At 55.3% G+C, this 23,152-nt stretch carries 23 protein-coding genes and 2 pseudogenes; 18 read left to right on the top strand and 7 right to left on the bottom strand.

Annotated features, from left to right (window positions below; all coding sequences use genetic code 11):
• The first annotated feature begins 1 nt into the window (after position 1).
• The 7 genes from QZ862_RS12660 to QZ862_RS12630 all read left to right on the top strand — a co-directional run bounded on the left by QZ862_RS12660 (position 2) and on the right by QZ862_RS12630 (position 3,761).
• Positions 2 to 607: a hypothetical protein gene (locus tag QZ862_RS12660; protein ID WP_296100268.1), complete on the top strand. Its 606-nt coding sequence runs from the start codon at positions 2 to 4 to the stop codon at positions 605 to 607.
• Positions 600 to 776 carry a hypothetical protein gene (locus QZ862_RS12655; RefSeq protein ID WP_296100265.1) on the top strand — a complete coding sequence of 59 codons (177 nt, stop codon included), beginning with the start codon at positions 600 to 602 and terminating at the stop codon, positions 774 to 776. Before QZ862_RS12660 ends, QZ862_RS12655 begins: the two co-directional genes overlap by 8 nt.
• Entirely contained in the window at positions 769 to 1,686 is a 918-nt protein-coding gene (locus QZ862_RS12650; RefSeq protein WP_296100263.1) for a DUF5131 family protein, read from the top strand. The genes QZ862_RS12655 and QZ862_RS12650 overlap by 8 nt, the downstream gene beginning before the upstream one ends.
• Before the next feature lie 232 nt (positions 1,687 to 1,918).
• Positions 1,919 to 2,251: a hypothetical protein gene (locus tag QZ862_RS12645; protein ID WP_296100261.1), complete on the top strand. Its 333-nt coding sequence runs from the start codon at positions 1,919 to 1,921 to the stop codon at positions 2,249 to 2,251.
• A gap of 252 nt (positions 2,252 to 2,503) precedes the next feature.
• On the top strand, positions 2,504 to 2,824 hold the full coding sequence (locus tag QZ862_RS12640) for a hypothetical protein (RefSeq protein ID WP_296100259.1): 321 nt from the start codon (positions 2,504 to 2,506) through the stop codon (positions 2,822 to 2,824).
• Positions 2,821 to 3,468, top strand: coding sequence for a hypothetical protein (locus QZ862_RS12635; RefSeq protein ID WP_296100257.1), 648 nt, complete (start codon positions 2,821 to 2,823; stop codon positions 3,466 to 3,468). Before QZ862_RS12640 ends, QZ862_RS12635 begins: the two co-directional genes overlap by 4 nt.
• Complete coding sequence (locus QZ862_RS12630; RefSeq protein WP_296100256.1) at positions 3,468 to 3,761, top strand: hypothetical protein; 294 nt, start codon at positions 3,468 to 3,470, stop codon at positions 3,759 to 3,761. The genes QZ862_RS12635 and QZ862_RS12630 overlap by 1 nt, the downstream gene beginning before the upstream one ends.
• Positions 3,762 to 4,188: 427 nt before the next feature.
• Here QZ862_RS12630 and QZ862_RS12625 read toward each other — a convergent pair whose 3' ends face one another.
• Entirely contained in the window at positions 4,189 to 6,639 is a 2,451-nt protein-coding gene (locus QZ862_RS12625; RefSeq protein ID WP_296100254.1) for an SIR2 family protein, read from the bottom strand.
• Between the two features lie 175 nt (positions 6,640 to 6,814).
• Here QZ862_RS12625 and QZ862_RS12620 point away from each other — a divergent pair, with 175 nt between their 5' ends.
• Complete coding sequence (locus tag QZ862_RS12620; RefSeq protein ID WP_296100251.1) at positions 6,815 to 7,042, top strand: AlpA family phage regulatory protein; 228 nt, start codon at positions 6,815 to 6,817, stop codon at positions 7,040 to 7,042.
• A gap of 419 nt (positions 7,043 to 7,461) precedes the next feature.
• The gene (locus QZ862_RS12615) at positions 7,462 to 7,701 is read left to right on the top strand and encodes a hypothetical protein (RefSeq protein WP_296074061.1); all 240 of its coding nucleotides are present in this window, start codon (positions 7,462 to 7,464) and stop codon (positions 7,699 to 7,701) included.
• A 142-nt stretch (positions 7,702 to 7,843) separates the two neighbouring features.
• Here the strand turns inward: QZ862_RS12615 and QZ862_RS12610 are convergent, their stop codons facing one another.
• Positions 7,844 to 8,947, bottom strand: a complete 1,104-nt coding sequence (locus QZ862_RS12610) for a hypothetical protein (protein ID WP_296100249.1) — start codon at positions 8,945 to 8,947, stop codon at positions 7,844 to 7,846.
• A 318-nt stretch (positions 8,948 to 9,265) separates the two neighbouring features.
• A pseudogene (locus QZ862_RS12605) lies at positions 9,266 to 9,448 on the bottom strand (LysR family transcriptional regulator); the annotation flags it as partial.
• Between the two features lie 107 nt (positions 9,449 to 9,555).
• Between QZ862_RS12605 and poxB the strand changes: the two are divergent.
• The 3 genes and pseudogenes from poxB to QZ862_RS12590 all read left to right on the top strand — a co-directional run bounded on the left by poxB (position 9,556) and on the right by QZ862_RS12590 (position 13,617).
• Positions 9,556 to 11,279 (top strand): annotated as a pseudogene (gene poxB, locus QZ862_RS12600) (ubiquinone-dependent pyruvate dehydrogenase).
• A 12-nt stretch (positions 11,280 to 11,291) separates the two neighbouring features.
• Positions 11,292 to 11,771, top strand: coding sequence for an FUSC family protein (locus QZ862_RS12595; protein WP_296100247.1), 480 nt, complete (start codon positions 11,292 to 11,294; stop codon positions 11,769 to 11,771).
• A gap of 262 nt (positions 11,772 to 12,033) precedes the next feature.
• Positions 12,034 to 13,617 (top strand): FUSC family protein, encoded by a 1,584-nt coding sequence (locus tag QZ862_RS12590; RefSeq protein ID WP_296100245.1) that lies wholly within the window; start codon positions 12,034 to 12,036, stop codon positions 13,615 to 13,617.
• Positions 13,618 to 13,713: 96 nt separating this feature from the next.
• Here the strand turns inward: QZ862_RS12590 and QZ862_RS12585 are convergent, their stop codons facing one another.
• From QZ862_RS12585 to QZ862_RS12570, 4 genes are all read right to left on the bottom strand, one after another.
• Entirely contained in the window at positions 13,714 to 14,217 is a 504-nt protein-coding gene (locus QZ862_RS12585) for a DUF992 domain-containing protein (protein ID WP_296036523.1), read from the bottom strand.
• The gene (locus QZ862_RS12580; RefSeq protein WP_296016327.1) at positions 14,214 to 14,537 is read right to left on the bottom strand and encodes a BON domain-containing protein; all 324 of its coding nucleotides are present in this window, start codon (positions 14,535 to 14,537) and stop codon (positions 14,214 to 14,216) included. Before QZ862_RS12580 ends, QZ862_RS12585 begins: the two co-directional genes overlap by 4 nt.
• Positions 14,538 to 14,562: 25 nt before the next feature.
• On the bottom strand, positions 14,563 to 14,742 hold the full coding sequence (locus QZ862_RS12575; RefSeq protein WP_296016326.1) for a CsbD family protein: 180 nt from the start codon (positions 14,740 to 14,742) through the stop codon (positions 14,563 to 14,565).
• Between the two features lie 148 nt (positions 14,743 to 14,890).
• Complete coding sequence (locus QZ862_RS12570; RefSeq protein ID WP_296100242.1) at positions 14,891 to 16,375, bottom strand: helix-turn-helix transcriptional regulator; 1,485 nt, start codon at positions 16,373 to 16,375, stop codon at positions 14,891 to 14,893.
• Positions 16,376 to 16,514: 139 nt separating this feature from the next.
• On the opposite strand from QZ862_RS12570, the gene QZ862_RS12565 reads away from it, so the two are divergent.
• The 6 genes from QZ862_RS12565 to QZ862_RS12540 all read left to right on the top strand — a co-directional run bounded on the left by QZ862_RS12565 (position 16,515) and on the right by QZ862_RS12540 (position 23,059).
• Positions 16,515 to 16,970, top strand: a complete 456-nt coding sequence (locus QZ862_RS12565; protein WP_296100572.1) for a YaiI/YqxD family protein — start codon at positions 16,515 to 16,517, stop codon at positions 16,968 to 16,970.
• Between the two features lie 6 nt (positions 16,971 to 16,976).
• Positions 16,977 to 17,651, top strand: coding sequence for a DUF1345 domain-containing protein (locus tag QZ862_RS12560; protein ID WP_296074052.1), 675 nt, complete (start codon positions 16,977 to 16,979; stop codon positions 17,649 to 17,651).
• 26 nt (positions 17,652 to 17,677) lie between these two features.
• Positions 17,678 to 18,511: an S-formylglutathione hydrolase gene (fghA, locus tag QZ862_RS12555; protein WP_296100239.1), complete on the top strand. Its 834-nt coding sequence runs from the start codon at positions 17,678 to 17,680 to the stop codon at positions 18,509 to 18,511.
• Positions 18,512 to 18,655: 144 nt separating this feature from the next.
• A complete protein-coding gene (locus QZ862_RS12550; RefSeq protein WP_296100236.1) occupies positions 18,656 to 19,255 on the top strand; it encodes a PAS domain-containing protein in 600 nt (199 codons plus the stop codon).
• Between the two features lie 2 nt (positions 19,256 to 19,257).
• Complete coding sequence (locus QZ862_RS12545; RefSeq protein ID WP_296100234.1) at positions 19,258 to 22,686, top strand: CheR family methyltransferase; 3,429 nt, start codon at positions 19,258 to 19,260, stop codon at positions 22,684 to 22,686.
• Positions 22,658 to 23,059, top strand: a complete 402-nt coding sequence (locus QZ862_RS12540) for a response regulator (protein ID WP_296080670.1) — start codon at positions 22,658 to 22,660, stop codon at positions 23,057 to 23,059. Before QZ862_RS12545 ends, QZ862_RS12540 begins: the two co-directional genes overlap by 29 nt.
• The last annotated feature ends 93 nt before the right edge of the window (positions 23,060 to 23,152 follow it).

The following is a 23,152-nucleotide window of genomic DNA, read 5'->3' as shown; positions in this document are numbered from 1 at the left end:
CATGAGCGAAGTCGAGATACAGAAGCTCCACGAAAGCACCATTCGCAAAGCCGTCGGCCCTACCATCCTTCTCGGTTCTGGCACGTACTTCGATTTTGAGGATCCGGAGAGCAGCTCCATCACGATCGAGGACGTTGCTTACGGTCTCGCCTTCGAAGGGCGGTGCTCTGGTCAGTGCTACAGCAAGCGCCTCAAGCGCAGGGTGTTCTATTCAGTTGCAGAGCATTGCGTCCGGATGAGCCACGTTGTGCCGCCACACCTCGCCCTCGAGGCATTGATGCACGAGGTGGGAGAAGCCGTGTGTGGCGACATGACCGCGCCGCTCAAATCGATGATTCCGGATTACAAAGCGATCGAGAAGCGGTGCGAAGCTGCCATCTTAAAGCGTTTCGGCGTCACGATCACCGACCCGCTGGAGATCAAGAAAGCGGACGTTCGTATGCTCGCGACAGAACGCCGCGATCTGTTGCCTTGGAATGGTGAAGACTGGAGCATCGGCAAGGGCGTCGATCCTTACTGCTTCGAAATCATCCCATGGTCTCCCGACAGTGCAGCTCTCGCGTTTATCAATCGTTACGACGAGATCGTGGGGCAGTCCCATGGCTGAAAACCGTCTTTACGGAAAATGCCCCAGCGGCCACGTTTTCCTCGTCGCGAAGCTCCCTATGGAGTTGGGTAAGGCAGCAGCGCTTGCCAAACGCGCTGCGTGCCCAAACTGCGGAGCGACCAAAGGCATCGTCGTTGCCAGCCCGAATAAGGAGCAGCCCCATGGCTGAAACCTCCGCGATCGAGTGGTGCGACGCCACGGTGAACTTCTGGTGGGGCTGCACCAAGGTCTCTCCCGGCTGCGATCATTGCTATGCCGAAACCCTGAACGCTTTCCGCGGCACCGGCGAGTGGGGACCGAACGCGCCTCGTCGGAAGATCAAAGGCGCGGTCTCGCTGCTGCGCATGCTGAACCGCAGATCCGCCCTCACCTTCTTCAACGAACACAACCGCTCCATCCGCGTGTTCATGCAGTCGATGTCAGACACCTTCGATAACGAGGTTTCCGACGACTGGCGGGCCGAGCTGTTCGCCGAGGCGAAGGAAGCTCGCTGGGTGAAGATCATTCTGCTGACGAAGCGCGGGGCAAATGTACCTAAAATGGTGCCGCCTGCCTGGCTGGACGCATGGCCGAAACACATCGGCCTCATGTTCTCCATCACCAACCAGCGCGAAGCCGATCGAGACATTCCTCGCCTCATCGACTTTAAGAATCGTCTTGGCCTACCGTGGATCGGCCTGAGCCTCGAGCCTCTTCTCGGGCGCGTGCGGCTGAAGGCGGAATGGCTGGATCATATCGATTGGGTGATTGTCGGCGGCGAGAGCGGCACCAAGGCCAGACCGATGCACCCGGAATGGCTCGACGACATCAAAAACGCATGCACGCTGCGTCAGCACCCCCGCAAGCCGGTACCGCTCCTCTTCAAGCAATGGGGCGAGTGGGTGCCGCACGACGTCGCGCGCTTGTTGGACCTTGCAAAGCCTGTTGAGGCTTACCCGTCGTTGGATTTGCGCAACGACGACAAGCCCTTCTCAATCACCAACATCGGCACCGTCACTATGGTCCGCGTCGGCAAGAAGACTGCCGGCCGGAAAATCTACGGCGACGAATATCTGCAATTTCCAGAGGCGCTCTCATGACCTGCCCCCAGCTTGACTACCGCTTCCGTCCGCGTCGCACGGCATATCAGAACTTCGTCGCCTACCTCGAATACCTGAACCGTGTTCAGGGGGGAAACCAGAGGAAGTGCCGCTGTATCGTTCGCCTCATCAGGGTCAAATGCCACGATGGTGAAAGCACCGCCAACGACCTTTGGAAGACTTACTGCGAGAACAAGAATTTCCACATAGGCGGGTCACAGGAAGCGCTGGCATGGTCGAACATATCCCCTGCATAAACCCCACATGCCGACGCACCGCGGCACCGGACAAACACCCCGGATCTGACTGGATCATCTGCGGAAAATGCTGGAAGGCGCTGCCAGAGCGAACGCGGCACCGTTGGAAGCAGCTCAACGCTCGCTGGCGCAAGATTCATCGCGCTATGCAGAAGCGCCAGACAGGTCCTGTCACTTGGAACCGCATCGTCGATCGTATCGAGAGCGCTTGGAACCGGCTGAACGGCGACATCACCCAATATTTCACATCCCCCAACGAACCCCCGGTCGGCCTCGAGGACTTTTTAAAGGAGAACGGGCTTGAGTGAGACAAAATGGAACTTCGATAAGATCATCCTGAAGCCCGGCACAGCACTGCGCGAGCTTGAGCGCTTGGATCGAGAACAATACGTCCCCGGCCAATGGGTCTGCGACAAGTGTAAGTTCGGCCTCTACCAGAGGACCCTCAATGCTCATGACGGCAGCGTGTCCGCTCGAGACGAGCAACCGGATCCTTGCCAAACTGCAAGACGGCCATGCGCCGCGTCACATGGAAAGAGCGAGCCTATGAGGCGGAGGACATGCTTGCCGACGCTTACGCCCAGCGCAACAAGGCGATTGAGAGCGGTACGCCCGCGGTAAACATTTTTCTTCGTCGAGTCGCTGAGGTGACAACGGCTGTGGGGTTCCAAGCGGAAGAACCTGCGATGGAGCTTGCCGGGCAGATCGTTCCCGTCCTGGCTGCCCACCCGGAGCAAACCGACCGCTTCATAGCTAACGGCAGCGAACTGTTTATCGACGGCACGCTCAATCATGAAAATGGGTCACTCACATACCGCGCGATGAATGGCGAAATCCTTCATCCGAGTGTGTTGCGAGAGCAGAAGGGCATGCAGCAATGACCGTGACAGTTGATAAGCCTCATTGGGCCGTCGAGGTCCGAATTAATGGTAAACAGGTCCTCACGATCGAGACTGATGGAAGCCTGCCTGGCAAGGCCGATCTGAGCGACGCCGACGAAGCCGCGGTGCGCGTCGCCGCAGAGCACCTGAAATCGTTCGTTGGCGCTCCGCGCCCCTCGATCGAAATCATCGACCTTCGCGAGACGGGCTGCGACGGCGGCGGCTTGATGGGGTATTGGGCCAAAGGTCATCTCGAGCGGTACGCCTTCGCGTCGGCGGTCAATCAGCATACCGGCGCTGACCACTATTACGACCAACGCTATGTGAACGCCGAAGCGCGCAGTCTCGGCAACGTCGATGTGGTGCGACATGAGTGGTGGCGAGTTGTCCCCGTCTCAGGCGAACCCGGCCACAGCTCCTACCACAATGCGGAACCGCATTCCCGCGGTGCGTTCACCGTTACCGTCAAGACCATCATTGACGATCGCGAGCGAAAGGCTGCCCAGCGCAACATCGACGAGTTTCACAAAGGCAGCCGCAGCGGATTCGCCGAGGGCCTGAATTGGGCGCTACGCCAGCTCGATCGCATCGATGCCGAGGCCGGCGAGCAGCTGCTGAAGCTCTATCGCGAAAGGGACAAGTGATGAGCAATGAATTTTCGGTCACCGACGCTTCTCGTCGGATCTTCCCCACGCTACGCGACACGGTCAAGCAATGGGCCTTTGACCAATCCGACGAGTTCATCAACGCCGGGCAGAAACCCGATGAAGCTACGTCGCTGGTGGCGGGCATACTGCTGGAAGTCGGGTGGATTGTGGCGGGCAGCGGAGCCATGGCAAGCGGCAGACAGCCAGACCCCGCGAAGTACCTTCATGCGGCCGAAGGAGCACTGGAACGGATCAAGTTCAAAGAGCTGGATCAGGAGAACGCTCAATGACGACACAAACATCCTTGGCCCGCACATGGCCCATTGAGACAGACGGCCAAGTCGAAGCGCTCGCACAAGAATGCGAGTGGAATAATCGACGATTTATGTCCGCACAGGACTATTCGATCTGGTGCGAACGTATGCGCAAGTTCGCGCGCCTCCCACACGTCGATGTCCCGACTGCATCGGACTGCAAGAATAGCATAGATGGCCTTCAGGCCGACGGCGGACGCCACGCCCTTGCCGTGGCGTCCAGACCCCGGTACCTGCAGCGAAGGAATGGCGCTGCTTTCACTGCGACGAGATGTTCAGCGATGGGCATTCCGCAAAGCTGCACCTCGATCAATATCAGTTCTTTAAGAAAGCTGACGTGGATCGCTTGCAGGAAAGCGGATGCCCGAAAGCAAAAACTCCGCCAATATTGGAGGTGTGATAACTACAGGCTGCTGAGGATCAACTTTATTTCGCGCAATTGCTTTCGTATTACAGCGGTTTCACCTTTCTTCGATTTCTCAATCCTCTCACCAGAAATTCTCTTGTCCATACTCTCCCAAACCTGCAATAGGGCTTCGACCATAGAGGCGTCCAGTTTATCCGCCTTTTCCTCCAAAAAATTCAATAAATACTTCGATGATCGCAAAGGATAAATTGCTAGTGATTTTTTATCAGCAAGCACCTCATTCAAATTCTGAATTGCCTGCAAAATGTCGGATTTCACAATCCTAGCCTTTGGTTGTGATGCTTTTCTAAATATCAGACGTGCTTGCTGATCCAATATCTGGCGTTTGGAATATTCCTCACCTTTCTTCCCAGCAAGACCAAGCGCTGTACTTAGGTAACCCTCAGCACCGTCGAGATCACCCACTTCCATTCGAGCCATAGCGAATTGTAGCCAGAACTGATCATTGTTCCTGATGCGAGGAACTTTGGAGAGTTGCTGATACACGGCATTGATTGAGCTTAGTCCGATCTCTTTGTCAGTGAACAGACGCGTCAAAAATCTGTAACGCATTAGCTCTTTCAAATTCTCTCTCGAATCGAAGCCACCTCTGTAATCGTCGCTACTGTAAGCAGTCTCACGAACAATTTTTGTGTATGTCTTGATTATCTCATCAAAATCAAAACTGAAATTGTTGAGAATGTAGGATGCAAGCTCGGTCGAGGTGAACTTATGCCACTCTCTGCGTCCTTTCATAATCTCTCCAATAGGAGAGGACAGGATTGCTCGTTTCAACTCAGTCGTATCGATATTAAGCCAACCGACGATTCTCGACCACTCGACATGATTTTGGCAGAGGGCATTGATCAGGACAGCAATAAAAGAACTCTGATGCTCAGGATATTGCTGGACAAAGAAGCTAACCGTTCGCTCGATAGTGGCACTTAGCTTGGATTTCTTAAACAGCGCGAGCATAATCGATCTGTTTTCGGATGAACAATCATCTCTAAGAAAGGACAATCGTTCTTTCTGCTCATCCTCGATCCGATCTTGCCAAAACCCCCACCGCTCCAGCAGCCGGTCCCAAGCCAAAATTTCAGAATTATCTAAAACGTTAAGGTCTATCTCTCGCGCGGCACCACCCATTTCCTCCGATACGCTGTAGTGGAAGTTATCGTCCCCGATTTCGTTGGTCGCCACAACGAGGATACTGTTAGGAGGCAATCGTGACCCAATATGCTTGACGGCCTTTCTGTAACGGACGAACCCGTCAACCAGGTAAATGCGCTTTTTGTTACTAGCCAGGAGCAAATCTAGTTCCGTCAGCGCCTCGGGTAGTTGAGTGTGAACAGAGAAAACCTCATACCCTAACCTATGCGCTTCGAAGGTCAATTGCTCGAGAAACACCGACTTTCCGTTACCGAGGTCCGATGTGACGATAAAACGGCTTGCACCAGACTGGAAAAGTTTTTTGAGATGTTGCTCTCGAGGAACGCAGTACAATGTTTCGTCGTCGAGCGCTCTCTGCTGCGATGCATAAGCAGAATAATCAAACTTACCTGCTATGAGGAGAGCTTCAACGTCCTCATTGGTAAGGTCTTGCTTTGCTCCCTCTTTCTTCTTCACTCCCACGTATCCCAGAAGGCCTATATCGTCCGACTTGGATGGTATGCTTGAGGGTTCAGGCAATGTTGAAGCAAAAGAATCTACGCCGATAGGATATGTTGCGCCAAACTTCTTAAGCCGGTTGAGAGTGACAGGCTTCTCATCTGGACCGCAAATGACAACAGATTTTTCTTTAAGCCCTTCAATGCTAAAGAGCCTTGTTGCTATCTCTGCGTCCCGAAGAGAATAGCCAATAAAAAACACACGGCTTGCCGCGTGAGTTTCGTTCACAAGAGCATCGTAGACGAGCCGATTTTTCTCTCGAAGCTCAAGATAGTTCGTCTCAGAAAGAACTAGACCGGGGTCGCGATTAATAGTGTGAAAATCGAGCGCTCTCCCGTGTAGATAGTATAGCGGACGGGTCCCGGCCCTTAGTTCTCTGGCGTCAGATAATGGCGTCACAACCTGTAACGGACCGGGGAGAATCGATCGCTCGGCCACATCATCAAAATTAGTTGTAAACACTGCACGCCATGGCATCTGCATAATTGCTTTATGCGCGCCACTCGGGACGCAAAGGGTAAGGCGCCGGATCAACAGAGTGCGCAGTTTTTCTTTCAGATTTGGATCGTCGTTACAAAACTCGGCCAGATCAGACAGTGAATAACCATCAGCGTAGTTTAACTTAGCTAGTCTGCATATCTCCTCGCACAGGACTTCCACGCTTGGCACAGACAGTCCGGTAGCGTCTTTTGCGCCCCACGAGAATCCCGCACCAACTAGGCAAATTGCGGCTCCACCAGCGATGTCGTTTATCGCTTCTTCCATAATATCGTCGATCAATTTAGCCCCCTGCCTATAATGCGATTTCGCTTTTTACGGGTGGTTGAATATAGTTGCAAGCGGGGAGAACGCAGGCTAAAAAATATTGACATTCTTTCCTATATCTACGCATACTTTCCCAAGCGGACAGAAACCGGCCATGCGCCGGCTTCCCTCATCCTGTTTGGAGTTGCCAATGTCCGACAATCCCACAAATTTCATATCGCTCGACAGCTATCTCACGCTTAGGGAGATCACGTCCATCATGAAGGTTGCGACGTCTACCCTTTATCGCTGGATGGACGAAGGTAAATTCCCTCGACCTGTGAAGCTGGGCGAGAACTGCACCAGGTGGCGCGTCTCCGACTTCAAGGTATGGCAGGACGCCCGAGAGAGCGAACCCACTCTGAAAAAAACAGGCTGAAATTCGCTACAAATTTGCGGGTACGATTGCGGGTATCGGAACAAAGAGAAGGCCTAAATGACCCCAAAAAACAAGGCCTTTTCCACAGCATTGTGACAGACACCCCATCCGCCACGTCTCCTAAAAATCATTGAGTTTTCATGGTTTACCGGAGAGGCCAGACTTTCGGTGTCTTTGATTTCTTTTCACGTGAGCGGCTACAAGAAATAGAAAATCGGTCGCCGGAATTGGGTCGCTTCGACTTCGCGGCTGTCCCTCTTGAGCGTGTTCAGCCCGTCGACTCGGCGCTTCGTCGCCCGCGGAATGGCTCAGAGATGTAACACCCATCATCGCTTCTTCATCTTGTCCAGTGGCTTGCTTCACGCCGGTTGGAACCTTGCGCAAGAGCAGACGTTAAGATGCGTCATTGGAGAGAGATCATGAAGCTTTTGAGTGCAGCAATTTGCCTGATTTCCGTTGGTATCTTGAGTGGATGCGTTGACGATCGTGGCTACCGGAGTGGCGGGTACTATTCGACGGGCGTCTACTACCGGACCTATGAGAGAGATCGTTATTACCGCAACTATGACCGGCGGGATTGGCGAGACCGCCGTTACCACCACCGCCATAGGCCTCCTGTCTACGGTGGCGTTCAACAGTACGGCGTGATCGTCCGATAGATTGCAAATACATTCGCAGCCTAAGACAGCCAGGCTTTGGGTGACAGCTCCGCTACACAAATGCAGGTCGCCGCGATGCGACCTGCATTTGCTTGAAGTCTGCAACTAAAACCGGGTTCGGCATTACTAGCAGACGCGCCGACTACTTCCAGCTTGTGTAATCACTCGACGCGCAACCGAATGGCGCATTTTGCTCTCCGAACCTTTTCTGCAACTGAGCACAGCCCCATTTGTTGATCGGACCTGGCATTAGGTTATTGATGTCCATGGCAGGGGATGTGAACTGTGATGGAGCGGCGGTGACATACCACAACCAGTACCCTCCAATTCCAACAATCATCAGCAGGATGATGATTCCGAATGCCTTAATGCCCTGCAGCGCAGAGGCGCCAACGGTTTTGTTTGCCTGTGCTAGGTCGGTCTGTGGGGCACCCGGCGACACTTCGTCGGACGTGAAGGCAGACAACGCCTGCGCCCTTTCTGCTTCTGTAATCTCGATCCGCTCCAGGCGGTCGTCCAGAAGTACGGGCAGAGGGCTGTCTTTTTGCCAGGTGGCAAGCGCGATATCGTGTTTTTCAGACTGAGCGATAATCAGCGGGACCTCATCCTTGCGCATAAGCGAGAATGACTGACGCTTCGTTTTATCCTCCCGGATCGTGTCGGAATAAGTGAGGAGAACGCCGCCGCGCTTTTTGGTGGCGTTGGTCAGGGCAACCGGCAACAGTATGAGCGGCTGAGCTTCACCGAGCTTGGCTCTTGCGCGGAAATATCGAACGAGTGCCATCAGTAGCGCGAGACCGCCGAAGCCGAGAAGTACGGTGAGGACCGCGAGCGTGATGATTCTGTTCCACAACATATCGAGACCGAGCGAGATCGTCGCAAGGGCTGGGTCGGAGCCGGAAATGACAAGGCCAGCCTCATAATCACCTGAGTGAATGTCGATGAACATCACCTCCACGTCGCTGATATAATGCTTGCCTTCATAGTCATAAGCGAGCTTGGCCGTGCAGGTGGTGAAGATACCTTTGCGGGTTTTGCAACTGCCATTGAGATCGCCGTTTTCGATTTCGACCGGGTTCTGGCTGATTTTGTAATCCCGTATAATCCCTGGCCCTTCCGCGACAAACATGAAGATCGCGATTGCAAGCAGGATCGGCGGCGAGAAGTAGTAAGCGAAAGGAACGGACAGAACGCCGCGCTTCAGTCTCAACGGGCGTGCGGGAAGCTTTACGTCGGGAAGAGTCATGATGGCCTTCGCGTGTTTTTTTTAATCACAAGCCCGGCATCAATAGTTGAACCGCCTTTGCTAAACAACCTTTGCAAGCCTCGTGAAAGCGTTAGCCTGTCCCCACACCTAAGGTGAAGCTGTTGATTTATCGGCGCGCGGTTTGAATGGCACTCATCACGAAGGATGTGACAAGTTTGGCATGATCCTCGCTCCGGGTTGCGATCGCGATAGGCGCACGAGGCGATTTTCCGGCAATTGGTCGGTAGACCGTCTGACCTGAGTGACAGCGTCCTCGAAGCGTGCAACGATGTCTCGTGCCGTCTCCTGAAAAACAATTCCGGCAGCCGTCAGTTCAACGCCTTTTGCATGTCGGGTGAAGAGCCGCGCACCGACTGTGTCCTCAAGCTGGCGGATCTGGATGCTGAGGGGCGGCTGCCGAATACCGATCTTGTCTGCCGCGCGCGTGAAGTGCTTCTCCTCTGCAATCGTGAGAAAGTAGCGAAGCCTGCGAATATCGATGTCATCCAATATCATATATGAAAAAGCCTCTTTTCATATATTGGAAACTAGAACGGAATGTCTTTAGTTTTCAAGGGAGAACAACGACGTAACCAAGGAGACATCCCATGACCAAGACCGTCGCTGATATGCTGGCAGAAAGTCTTGCCAATATCGGTGTAGAGCGCATTTGGGGCGTCACAGGCGACAGCCTGAACGGGCTGAACGACAGCTTGAGGCGGCTTGGAAAAATAGAGTGGATGCATGTGCGCCATGAGGAAACAGCCGCTTTCGCCGCGGGTGCCGAAGCCGCCGTAACAGGTCGACTTGGCGTCTGCGCCGGAAGCTGCGGCCCGGGCAATCTGCATTTGATCAACGGCCTGTTCGATTGCAAGCGCAATCACGTCCCGGTTTTGGCGATTGCAGCCCATATCCCTTCTTCCGAAATCGGTCTTGGCTATTTCCAGGAAACCCATCCGCAGGACCTGTTTCGCGAATGCTCGGACTTTGTCGAGCTGGTGTCCAACCCTGCACAGATGCCCGGCGTCCTCAATCGCGCGTTGAACACGGCGATCGGTCAGAATGGTGTTTCTGTGCTTGTCATTCCAGGCGATGTCGCCCTTGCTGACGCGCCGATGTCTTCCGCACCCCATCAAGCGATTGCCTCCCTTCCCCGCATCCTTCCTCACGAAACCGAAATCAAGCGCCTTGCGGCGCTCTTGAACGAGAGCAAAGCTATCACGATCCTGGCGGGCAGCGGCTGCGCTGGCCAGCACGATTCGGTCGTAGCGCTGGCGGATGCGTTGAAGGCGCCGGTGGTGCATGCACTTCGCGGCAAGGAACATGTTGAGTGGGATAATCCCTTCGATGTGGGCATGACGGGGCTTATCGGCTTTTCATCAGGCTACCATGCGATGGAGAATGCCGACACGCTGGTGATGCTTGGCACTGATTTCCCCTATCGCGCATTCTATCCTGCTAAGGCACGGATTATCCAGGTCGACCGTGATCCGGGCGCGCTTGGAAAGCGGGCATCGCTGGCACAGGGGCTGGTTGGCGATGTTGGGGAAACGATTGCTGCCCTGCTCCCTCTCCTGAAACCACGCTCTGGCACGGATTTTCTCGACGCCGCCCGCGCCAACTATGTCAAAGCGCGCGAAGGACTGGACGATCTGGCGAAACCTTCCGCCGCTGGCAGGCCGATCCATCCGCAGTATCTGGCACAGCAGATCAGCCAACTTGCTGCTGAAGATGCAATCTTTACAGCGGATGTCGGGACTCCAACCGTCTGGGCGGCACGTTATCTTGGTATGAATGGCAAGCGGCGCCGCTTGGCTCCTTCAACCACGGTTCGATGGCGAATGCCATGCTTCAAGCGATCGGCGCCCAGGCGGCAGAACCGCACCGGCAAGTCGTGTCTCTTTCTGGCGACGGCGGCTTCACCATGATGATGGGCGATTTCATTACGCTTTCGCAACTGAATCTGCCGGTCAAGATCTTCGTTTTCAACAACGGCTCGCTCGGCTTCGTAGCGATGGAAATGAAAGCCGGCGGTTATCTCGATACCGGCACAGATCTCGAGAATCCAAATTTTGCCGCCATGGCGAACGCGATGGGCATCAAAGGGATACGCGTGGAAAACTCCGCCGATGTCGACGAGGCGCTGCGTTCAGCCTTCGATCATCCAGGACCGGCGCTGGTCGATGTCGTCACCGCAAAACAGGAACTCGTCATGCCACCGAAGATCAAGGCGGAACAAGCCAAGGGCTTTAGCCTCTATATGCTGAAAGCCATCATCAATGGCCGAGGCGATGAGGTGGTCGAACTCGCGCGCACGAACCTGATGAGGTAAAGGAAAAAAACCGTGAAAGAGCCGCGCTTCCGCGATCTGGCTTTCGTTTTGCGGTGCTCAAGGGCTGCGACGCTGCCTTTTGTGCTTTCGCAAGCCTCCGGGCTTCCACATCCCGTGTGGGCGGCGATGTCCGGTATCATTGTGGGGCAGGAAAAACTTGGCGATACGCGTAAGACCACCATTGGCCGGTTTGTCGGTGCCCTGCTGGGCGTCATTATTGCCGTCATCGTAGGCACGGCATTACAATACTGTGCCGCAGGACCGGTCGCCGAAATTGCCGTTGCGGTAGGCCTGGCGGCAACGATTGTCCGGCGCTGTCCGTCGCTGAAGGTCTGCATGTGGACATGCCCCATCGTATTCCTGACGAGCACAGCACAAACGCCTTTGTGGGAAGTTGGGATGTATCGAGGTGCGGAGGTTCTGCTTGGCAGCGTTGTCGGTGCAGCGCTGCACGCGTTCTCAGAACGGATTATCCGGGTGCGCTATGGCTAAACATGACCTGCAAAGGCGTCGTGCCAAGATCCGGGTGAAAAACAGAAGCGCTGTCTATTCCCTTCGACGGGCAGGCCGTCGATTGGAGCTGCGAGCTGTCGGGCTCCTCCCCGAGCAATTCCGCGGCGATGAAGGAGCGCGTGCAGCACTCGCTGTCGGAGCGCCATTGTGTCTTGCGCTGATGACAGGCCAGCCCTCAGTCGGCTGGGCAGTTTTTTCGGCGTTTTGGACGTGCCTGTGCGATGGGTCAGGCCCGCACGCGATGCGCCGCCGAACACTTGGCCTTTTCGTTCTGATCGGCACCGCCATCGCCTTTATCGGTTCATGGGGTGCTTCGGCAGGATTGGAAGCAGCACTTGCCATCGGCCCTGCCCTCGTCTTCTTCTCCGTCATGGCAGGGGCGGCTTTTTCTCTGGATCGACTGCTCGGAACCCTACTTGCTGTCGTCGCCGTCGTTGCTGTCGGCTTTCCGCACCCTCCGTCTACCGCGGCAGCGCAGGCGTTAAACTTCCTGGCTGGCGGAAGCTGGGCGTTTCTGCTCATCAATTTGTTTTGGCGGATCGATCCGTCGGCGGCGCTCAACCGAAACACGGGCGCTGTCATTGCGCGCCTATCGGACATGGCGACAGATCTGCTTCGGACCGGCGATAGAGATCATCGGGATATCCAATGGCACAACGATCACGCCGAACACAGGCGTTCGGTACGTATGTCGATAGAGCGGCTGAGAGCGGTGTTGGTACGCCACACTGCGGACGCGCCTCAATATCACAACGCACTCAACGCGATGGAGATCATCTTCGGCGCTCTGGTGGCTCTGGATCATGCCTATATCCACAAGCTGGCTCCCGCAGCCGAGCGAGCGGCGACCGCGCGCGCATTTGCCACCGCCCTGCTTGGCGTCCGTCTGACGTTGCATCCCGATAAGCGAAATACCGCTTTTTTGCGCCGGGGCATTGGGAGGCTGGAAAGGACGAGTAAAAATCTGACAGATGAGGTCATGCTCGGCTGCATATTGGCTCTACAGAACGCATTGAATATGCTTGAAAAAACCGAGCAATCCGACGAGGCTTTGGCAACACCAACGGATCAGGTCTTCCCGAGCTGGGAAGGCCGCGCGAAGGGTGCTCTACGACTGGGTCTACTCCAGGCTGCGGGCGTTATCGGCGTGTACTACACCGCCGTCATTTTCAAACTGGGCTATCCCTACTGGGCAACGATGGCGCTGATTGTGTGCCTACAGGGCGGCGCGCGGGTGACATGGGCAAGATCGTTTGAACGCATACTCGGCTCCCTGCTAGGCGGCATTCTCGCTCTGGCCGTTCTCGCCTTCACGCAGAGCCCTGTGATCTTGTGCCTGCTGGCGATCCTGCTCGCGAGCGTGACGATCTCTCTGAGAGCTGTCAATTATTCGGTCTTTGTCGTCTTCCTGACAATGCTCTTCATCATCGTGACCGATATCATTCATCCTGGAGCCAGCACTGCCGTTACGAGAGTAATCGACAACCTCCTTGGCAGTGTCGCAGCGCTGCTTGCTGTCCTCGTTCTGTGGCCCGATTTCGGCCCACCGCTTCATCGACTGATTGCCAAAGGCCGGGAGGCGAATCTTATTTATCTGGAACGCGTAACAGCCGGAAGGCCGGTCCTGGAGGTCCGTTCGGCGCAACGTGCGGCAGGTTTGGCGAGCATTGACGTCGAAGTTGCGCTGCATGACCTTGGCGGGCTGCGTTACCGTCGCCATCGCCTCAACGAAGCCGATCTTTCGGCTTTACGGGAGATGCGCAACTTGGCTGGCGAGGCAGCTACAGCTTGGCACAGACGGCTTGCGGAGCACTGCGGGCGATGATGAGCCGACTGCAACAGAAACGGGGTGGTGCATATCCCACCACCCCGTACAGATATTGTGCGCTTTACGCTGTTACTAGCTCATCAACGCGAAGGATTAACCGGCAGACTTCAACTGAAGGCTGGCGATACCTGCAGCGAGGTTTACACCTGTGCCGGCCTGGGCGCTCAGCGGCTGCAGCGCGAAATTCTTGGCGTTACCGCCGACCAGTGCATTGGCACCAAGACCGACGCCAACCGCGGCTGACGCCGATGCGCCGACATAGGTGCCGCTCAACGCGCCGTCACCAACTCGAGACTGCGCCGTGTTGAAAACGATCCAGCTCAGATACTGCTTGCCCGTAACGCCGACATCGAGGCCGATCTTACCGATCTTGCCGGTGTAGCGTTCTACCTGGCCCGAGCGCTGACGAAACTCGCAGGAAACTGCCTTGCTGGAGCCGATGACGAGGCCGATGCCGCCGTCGATTTCACAAGAGAGAGTGCCGACACGCTGTTTCTGAGCTGTCTCCATCTGCTTGTGGGAGCGCTTTGTCTCTGCGGATGCCATAGGCGCAACGGCAAGGGCAGCGATGGCGGTAGCGAGGATGAGCTTCTTCATAGTGAACTCCTGTTATCATTGAGATATAGGTTGCGTCTGGCCGTGTGGCGCGGCGCAATCGAATGAATTTGGGGTCGGATAGCGAGATCGGCGATGATTGGGCGCGAGGCAAAGCACTCCGCGATGAAGACCGCGCATTCGAGTGAGGCGACCGTTTCCACCTCACCCGTCAGCATCACCCGGCCATTTTCCATGGACACCGAGATGCGGCTGCCTTCCTGGCCGTCCGCATAGGCGATGATGGCCTGCAGTGCTGCGCAAAGGCTGCACTCCTGGGGGTTTGCGGCGGGCGCCAATGCCTCGTCGGATGAAATCATCATCTCGATCAACTCCTGTCCGACGGCTTTACTTGAACGATTTCTTGACGGCGTCCTTGGACTGGCCGTACTTGCTTTGGACCTCTCCAGCGACCTTTTCGGCGCGGCCTTCAGCCTGCATTCCGACATTGCCGGTGATCTTGCCAACAGCTTCCTTGATCGAGCCCTTTGCTTGGCGAACTGCGCCTTCGATGCGGTTGTTATCCATTTCTAGAACTCCTTCCTTCTCATCGTTTATGTCGCCGTCATTGGCGGCATGATGAAAAGATAGAGCCTTGAAAGCGCCTATTGCAGAGAGAAAACTACTAATCGAACTGGTACAAACTGGCCTTTCTTCAATGAAATCAGCAAAAATTTCAGCCTTTACGCAATTTGCGTCCGCTGAACCCACGCTCGCGCGCCCAGATGACGGCTGCCGCCCGACGATTGACGCCGATCTTTCCGTAAAGCGAGGCGATGTGGTTGCGGATCGTGTGCTTAGAAAGGTTTAACCTGTCGCTCATGTCCTTGTCGCTGCATCCCTCGCAGATGAGGGTCAGAATATCTTCCTCGCGCTCTGTCAGGTCGCTGAGCGAAGCCGTCGGGGCTGTCCCCTTGGAGGTCTGGCGCAGTCCGGCAAGCCGCTCCACCACTGTGCGGCTGAACCAGGAAGTATCTGCCATGACGGTTTCAATGGCCTCTATCAACTCGTCCTCCGAACGGCGTCGCTCCGTCACGTCTTGCAGCGCCCAGATGATACATTGCTGGTCGTTGATCTCCACACGCTCGGCGGAAACCACGCACTCGGCGCTGCCACCGTCCTTGAGGTTCATCCTGAGCGATTCCTCACGGATCGGTACATTGCTTTTCAGACGTCGCTCAACGTCCTTTCGGGCGTTCACATCGTCCCACAACTTGATTTCGCCTGCTGTCTTGCCGACAACTTCCTGTTCTTTGCGACCACATAGTTCCAGGAACGCGTCATTGACTTCGGTAAAGACGAAATCCTCAAGCCTGGAAATGGCGGTCGGTGCCGGTGAGAGCCGGAAGGACTTGAAAAACCTTTCTTCGCTCTGGCGCAATGCATTCTGCGCTTTCCTGCGTCCATCGAGATCGGCGAAGGTAAAGAGCATGCAGGGTTCCTCACCGACTGCAATCACTTCACCGGCAACGATGACCAGGCGGTCGCCGTCGGGAATAGGTATCAAAGCCTCCCGGTGGCGAATGATGCGCCCGTCGTCAAGGCGATCGAGCGCATCCTGTCCCGTCTCGCAGTTTGAGAAAAGCCCGAGTTCGTCGACACTTCGACCGATGATCTCATCGCGGGTGAAACCGGTCATTTCCATGAAGCCCTGGTTGACGCGAATGAAGCGCTTGTCCTCCAGACGGCAAATGAGGCCAGGTGCGGGATTGGCGTTGAAAGCTCGTTCGAAGCGCTCCTCCGCCTCGTAAAGCGGGGTCTCGTCGCGAACAATCAGCATCGTCACATCGGGCTTTGCGCCAGCATCCTCGATTACCAAACCGCGCACGGTGTGGACCCAGGTCTGGTCGAGATCGGAAGCCGGCGATATCTCAACGGTAACGTCGTCGACTTCCTCGCCGGACAGGAGCCTCTCCAGCGGGTATTGGCCCTCATCCAGCAGATGATTGTTGCGATAGCGCAATGTGAAGTTTTGGCGATACGCAGCCACTGTTTGCCCTAGATCCTCGAGCGTCTGCACCCTGTGCATTTCAAGCGCGGATCTATTGGCCCAGGAGATACTGCCATCCGGTTCCACAAGGATCAGGCCGTCGCTCAAGCCCGCAATGACCTGTTGCAAGACAAGCCGGTTGATCTTGGGTGACTGCTCGATATCCGTCATAGCTGCCGTATCTCTCTGGTGGGAATCGCTTGAAACTTGTCGAAGACGACAGGCGTCTTGAAACGAAGGCAAGTGCAAACATGTTGCGCGAGACGGTAAAAAAGCTCAAATGGGCGTTCCGGAGACCGACGAAGGACGAATACGTTTAATGCCGCAGATTTATGTCGACGCTGATGCCTGCCCGGTTAAGCCGGAAATTTTGAAGGTTGCAGAAAGGCACGATCTGGATGTCACTTTCGTCGCCAATTCCGGCTTGCGGCCTTCTCGGGATCCCAAGGTGAAGAATGTCATCGTCTCTAACGGTTTCGACGCTGCCGACGACTGGATCGCGGAGCGCGCCGGTGAGGGCGATATCGTTATCACGGCAGACGTTCCACTGGCTGGCCGCTGTGTGGCCGCAGGTGCGATGGTAACCGGTCCGACCGGTCGTGTGTTTGATCAGGCCAACATCGGCATGGCAACGGCAATGCGAGATCTCGGCGCGCATCTGCGCGAAACCGGCGAAAGCAAAGGCTACAACGCCGCCTTCTCCGCACGCGATCGCTCGCAGTTTCTTGAGACCCTCGATCGGCTGTGCCGTCGAACGAAAAAGTAATCGAGAATGGCGATAGGGCGGAAGACGAAAGAACAGGTAAAAATAACCTTCTACACGCGGCATCGACCTTTTTTGATTGCGGCGGTGCTGGGAGGCATCGTGCTTGCGGCGACGCTAGCGACCATCCCCAAGCTTGCGGTCGAATCTTCTGGCGTAGCGTTTTTCCTCACCTATTTGTCGTTGCTCGCGATCCGGCTCCCCTATCTTACGGCGGCCCATCTCAAGGCGCATGCCGATAGCGATGACCTACCTGCAATCGCTATCATTTGCATCACCCTGTTTGCGGTCGTCGTTGCTATCGTGTCGCTGTTCATGGCGCTCAATCATTCCGGTGAGACCGCACTATCACTGGCACTGTCTTTTTCCTCCGTCATTCTTGGCTGGTTGACGATCCATGCCATGGCAGCAGTCCATTATGCGCATCTGTTTTGGCGTCCCTCTGCAGAGGGTGGCAAGAAGGCCCCCAAAGGCGGGATGGACTTCCCACAGACGGAAGCGCCGGGCATTTACGAATTTCTCTATTTCTCCGTTGTCATCGGCATGACGGCTCAAACCTCCGACGTTTCCGTCACCACAACGGCTATGCGCAAGGTCACGCTTGTGCATTCGATCGTCTCGTTTTTCTTTAATACGGTGCTTGTGGCAGCCGCGGTCAATGCCGCGGTTTCTCTGGCAGGTTGATACTCGACTTATCAAGGATGGAGCATATGAAGGTTATTTCCCAGAACACCGCTTTCGGAGGCATGCAAGGCGTCTACGCTCATCAATCCGAGACATGCAAATGCGAAATGACCTTCGCCGTCTTCGTGCCGCCACAGGCGATCAACGAGCCCTGCCCCGTTCTCTGGTATCTCTCTGGCCTGACGTGCAGCCATGCCAATGTGATGGAAAAAGGCGAGTACCGCCGGCTTGCTTCCGAACTCGGCCTCATCATCGTATGTCCTGATACCAGCCCGCGAGGCAATGATGTGGCCGATGAGCTGACCAACTGGCAGATGGGCAAGGGCGCCGGATTCTACCTCGATGCGACAGAGGCGCCATGGGCTGAACACTATCAGATGTATAGCTACATCACGGAAGAGCTTCCCAACCTGATCGCTCAGCATTTTCGTGCCGATATGAGCAGGCAAGGCATTTTCGGCCACTCCATGGGTGGTCATGGCGCCATGACAATCGCGCTGAAAAATCCGGAGCGCTTCAAGAGTTGCTCCGCCTTCGCACCAATCGTCTCGCCCTCATCTGCCGACTGGTCACGCCCCGCGCTTGAAAAATATCTTGGAGAAGATCCGGCAGCCTGGCGGCCTTATGACGCCTGCGCACTAGTGGAAGACGGCTATCGTTTTCCGGAATTTTTGATCGATCAGGGCAAAGCTGACAGTTTCCTGGAAAACGGCCTGCGCCCCTGGCTATTTGAAAATGCCATCAAGGGCACCGAAATCTCGCTGACACTGCGCCTTCATGAGCGTTACGATCACTCCTATTATTTTATCTCTACCTTCATGGACGACCATTTGAAGTGGCACGCTGAACGTCTTGCCTGATGAGATAGAACAAAATCGGCAATTATGGATTTTCAACGCAATGGTAAGGGCTATTTTGCCGGCGAGTGATCTTTATCTCCGCCTGCCCTTATCAAAACAAAAAATCTCGCTTAGTTAAGTAAGCAAATACATTGAGTTGATAAAATGATGCCGAAGTCTTTTGTTCTGCCGTCCTTACGGGACTTTTTCGAGAATTCTACAGTTGCTTTGGCGCTTGCCGATGCTGGTGGGGACAACGAACTCGTGCTCGTGAACCAGCAGTTCCGGACGTTGACCGGTTACGATGACGCCGACGTGATCGGGAAGAACTGTCGGATGCTCCAGCATGGCGGGACTGGAGAAAGCGCCTTGAACGAAGATGCGCGGGCGAAGATTCATTTGTTTCTGTCTCGACAAGGCGCCGCCAGCGTTCGCACGCCAATCATCAATTTTCGCAAGGATGGCAAGCCTTTCGTCAACCTGCTGTTCATGTCGAAGCTGACGTCGTCCAGTGACGTGAAATACATCTTCGCGTCTCAATTCGATATCAGTCGGACGAGACCGGACCTTCTGGATAAGTACAACGCCGAGTTGGGCAACACGCTTGCCGGAATTCAGCCGATGCTGGAAGGCCATAACGTGATCATCGAAGGCAGTCTTGCGACCATTGCCAGCTCTGCCACTACCATCGCGCAGGCAAAGTTGACTTTGGCTCAGCTTGAAAAGAACGACCAGGATCAATCTGGCGACACATTGAGGAATTGAGCTTGGATCAGCGCGTAGAAGCTCAGAATGTCCCTGTTGTCGGGATAGGATCATCGGCCGGAGGGCTGGAGGCATTGCGTGAGATGTTCAGCAATGCCGAGGTGCCGACGGGTCTCGCCTTCGTCGTGGTTCAACACCTGGATCCCCACCATGAAAGCATGCTGGCAGAACTTATTGGCCGACACACCGCGCTCTCTGTCAAGCAATGTCAGGGGGGTGAACGTATCCAGCCGGATACCGTTTTCATCATTCCGCCGGGCCACGGACTGTCGATCTCCAACGGCACGCTTGAACTGACCGATTTCGCCCAGCCGCGCGGCCTACGCCGTCCGATCGATGACTTCTTCATATCGCTCGCAAACGACCAAAATGGCAATGCGGCTTGTGTGATCCTGTCCGGTACAGGCGCCGATGGATCGACAGGGCTTCGCGCCGTCAAGGAAAACGGCGGATTGTGCGTAGCTCAGGAGCCGATGACCGCCAAGTATGACGGGATGCCGCTTGCCGCTGCGGGCACAGGGCTCGTCGACTTCATTCAGCCGCCCGAAAAGATTCTTGCCTGCATTTCCGGCTTTTTCTTCAGACGAACGAAAGTTCTCGCGGATGAACATCCATCGCTCGTTGCAGAGCACATTGATGAATTGTGCAGGACGCTTCGCAATTCCGTCGGCCACGATTTTTCTGGCTACAAAAAAACGACTTTCATCCGTCGCATCGAGCGCAGGATGCACGTTCTCGGGATAGAGCGCGCTAAAGACTACCTTCATCGGCTGCAAAAAGATCAGGAGGAGTGCGAGGCACTTTTTCGCGATCTGCTGATCAACGTCACGCGATTCTTCCGCGACCGCGAATTTTTCGATGTCTTGCGTGAGAAGGCGATTCTTCCGCTGCTGGATAGCCAGAAGGACCGTGACGGCGATATTCGCGTCTGGGTGCCAGGCTGTTCCAGTGGTGAGGAAGCCTATTCGATTGCCATGCTCTTTGCCGAGGCTGCGCGTGAGAAGCAGGTGATGTGCGATGTTCAGATATTTGCAACGGATATCGACGAAAGCATGCTGCAGATCGCAAGGTCGGGATCCTATCCCAATGCGGCGCTCGCGGATATTCCGTTTTCCCTCCAGGAGCACTACATTATTCCTCATAAAGACCGCTTCAACTTCGTCGGTCAAATCCGGGATATGATCCGTTTTTCGGGCCACAGCCTTGTCAAGGACCCGCCTTTTTCCAAGATTGATCTGGTCTCTTGCCGAAATCTTCTGATCTATTTCGACGACAGGCTGCAGAAAACAATCATGCCGCTGTTTCATTATGCATTGCGGCCGGGTGGCTATCTGTTCTTGGGCCCCTCCGAGAGTGTCGGTCGGTTCGAAAACGTGTTCTCGAGCATCGACCAGAAGGCAAGACTCTTCGAACGGCAACCCGGTCTGCCGACCTACCCTATTCCTCTTCCCGGCGGCCGCCAGGATCCAGGCCGCAAGACCAGCGGCTCGGATGCACCCAACGGTACGGCAAGAAACGACGATGAACGCGTCGTCTCTCGTTTGCTTGAACGATATGTGCCCGCCAGCATGCTTCTGGATCACGAAGGGCAGATCATGGCTGCCTTTGGGAAATTGAGTCCCTTCTTCGATTTTCCAGTGTCTCGCTCCAACGAGACAAGCGCCGCTTCGTTGGCGCGCCCCGGCGTCAAAGAACAGATCGGCCCTCTGCTGCGGCAGGCGCGGACCGCCAAGAAGCGCGTCATCTCCAGCAAGATTGAAGTCGTCACCGAATTCGGATCTTTGACGACCGACATCATTTGCGATCCCTTGGATGATGACAGGTTCTTGCTGGTCTTCCAGGACGGTCGGCAGTTCACGCCGCTTGAGGAAAGCGATCTCATCGAGCTTGAGCCGAGCAACGGACATGTGGAGGCGCTTGAGCGCGAACTGAGATCGGCCAAACATCGCCTACGCTCTGCGACGGAGGAGCTCGAAACGGCGAATGAGGAACTGAAGAGTTCCAACGAAGAAATGATGTCGATGAACGAGGAGCTTCAATCGACAAACGAAGAGCTCACCACTGTCAATGATGAGCTCAAGAACAAGATCGAGCAATTGACGATTGCCAATACCGATCTGCGCAACTTCTTTGACTCCACGAGTCTCGCGATCATCGTTCTCGACCGTGATCTGCGTGTACGCTCCTTCACGCGGGCTGCAACGGAAATCTTCCCCTTGCAGCCAAGCGATCGCGGTCGTCCTATTTCCGACGTGACGATGCGTTTGCTGACAGTGGATTACATCAACCGCGTGCGCAGTGTCATGGACGATGGCGTGGAATACCAGGATACCGTCTGGCAAGAGGAAACGCGCAAGACATTCACACTGAGAATTCTTCCCTACAGAACCTCGGATGGGACCATCACGGGCGCCACGATCGTGCTTGCGGACATTTCACACGCCGTGAGCGTCGAGAGCCAGCTACAGCGTGAACAGAACCGCCACGAGCTTGCTATCGAGGCTGCTGGTATCGGTGTGTGGGAATACCTGCCGGAAAAACAGCAGTTCATCCTTGGAGGCTCGACAAAAGAGCTGCTCCAGGCGACGACCGATCACCTCAGTACACACGAGTTTCTTGCAAAGATCAGACAAGAGGATCGCACGCAGGTTCTTGAGGCAATTCGGCAGACCGAGCGGGATCAGGGCGGTTTCGACATGACTACGGAGCTTTGCTCAGAGCATGGGCCGCGCTGGATAAAAGTGTTTGGCCGTTACGTTGGCGATGTTGACGCCCCCCGTATCATTGGTGTCACCGTCGATGTGACGGCCGAGTACAGGCTTGCGGAGACGCGGGAGCTGATGCTCAATGAAATGAATCATCGAGTGAAGAACCTCTTCGCCATGATTGGCGGCATCCTGAGAATGGCTGGCCGCAAACATGAGACGGTTCAGGATCTGGTGTCAGATGTCGAGGGCCGCATTCTTGCTCTCGGTAACGCTCATTCACTGGCGTCGAACCAGAAGCGCACTGTCCCGGTGGAGATAGCGGAACTGGTCAAAACAATCCTCGCTCCATACGATCGGAAGGGTGGTATCGAAATTTCGCAGGAGCCGCTGCCTATTCCGGCGAAATGCATCACTCCGCTAACGCTGATACTGCACGAATGGTCGACAAACGCGTTGAAATACGGCGCTCTCGGACAAAGTGACGGCAAGCTGAAAGTCAGCTGGAAGCAAGATAACGAAAATATTTATCTGTTATGGAACGAAAGCGTTGGAAAGCCCGTTGGAGCATTCGGGGAAAAAGGTTTTGGGACACTTCTACTGTCGAGTGCCGCACGGCAACTGGGAGGAGTGATAGACACCAAACTCGAAGGCTCCAACCTAGTTCATATTCTTACTCTGCCAAGTTCGGTTTTAAATGACACGCAAATCGGTACTCATCGTTGAAGACGAAATTTTCGTCGCCCTGGATCTCCAAATGACCTTCGAAGAGGCTGGTTGGGACGTTGCAGGGCCATTTGCCAGTATCGAGCAATCGACGCTTTATCTAAAGGAAAACACGCCGACCTGCGCCGTACTTGACGTACGCCTGATTGACGGGGAAGTGTTCCCGGTGGCGGATATTCTTGCAGAGCGGGACGTGCCCTTCGTCTTCCATTCCGGCCATGCCGATGGTCGCCAACTTGCGCAGCGTTACACAACGTCCGCCTTTTGTCAGAAGCCATGCCTTCCAGGAAAACTTCTAGGCGAGCTGGAGAGAATCTCCGATCCCGCCGATACTCGGGAAAAGCTGGACAAGTGGGCCGGCGCCCGGGCGTGACGAAACGCCTACTCAAAACCTATGAGGCGAGAAAAAAGCCGGCGGATGAGCCGGCTTTTTTTGCGACATTCGTTATGGGCAACCTACAGCAGC

The sequence above is a fragment of the uncultured Agrobacterium sp. genome, assembly GCA_913777615.1.
Taxonomy (GTDB): domain Bacteria; phylum Pseudomonadota; class Alphaproteobacteria; order Rhizobiales; family Rhizobiaceae; genus Agrobacterium.
This window is presented reverse-complemented; position numbering and strand designations above follow the sequence as displayed.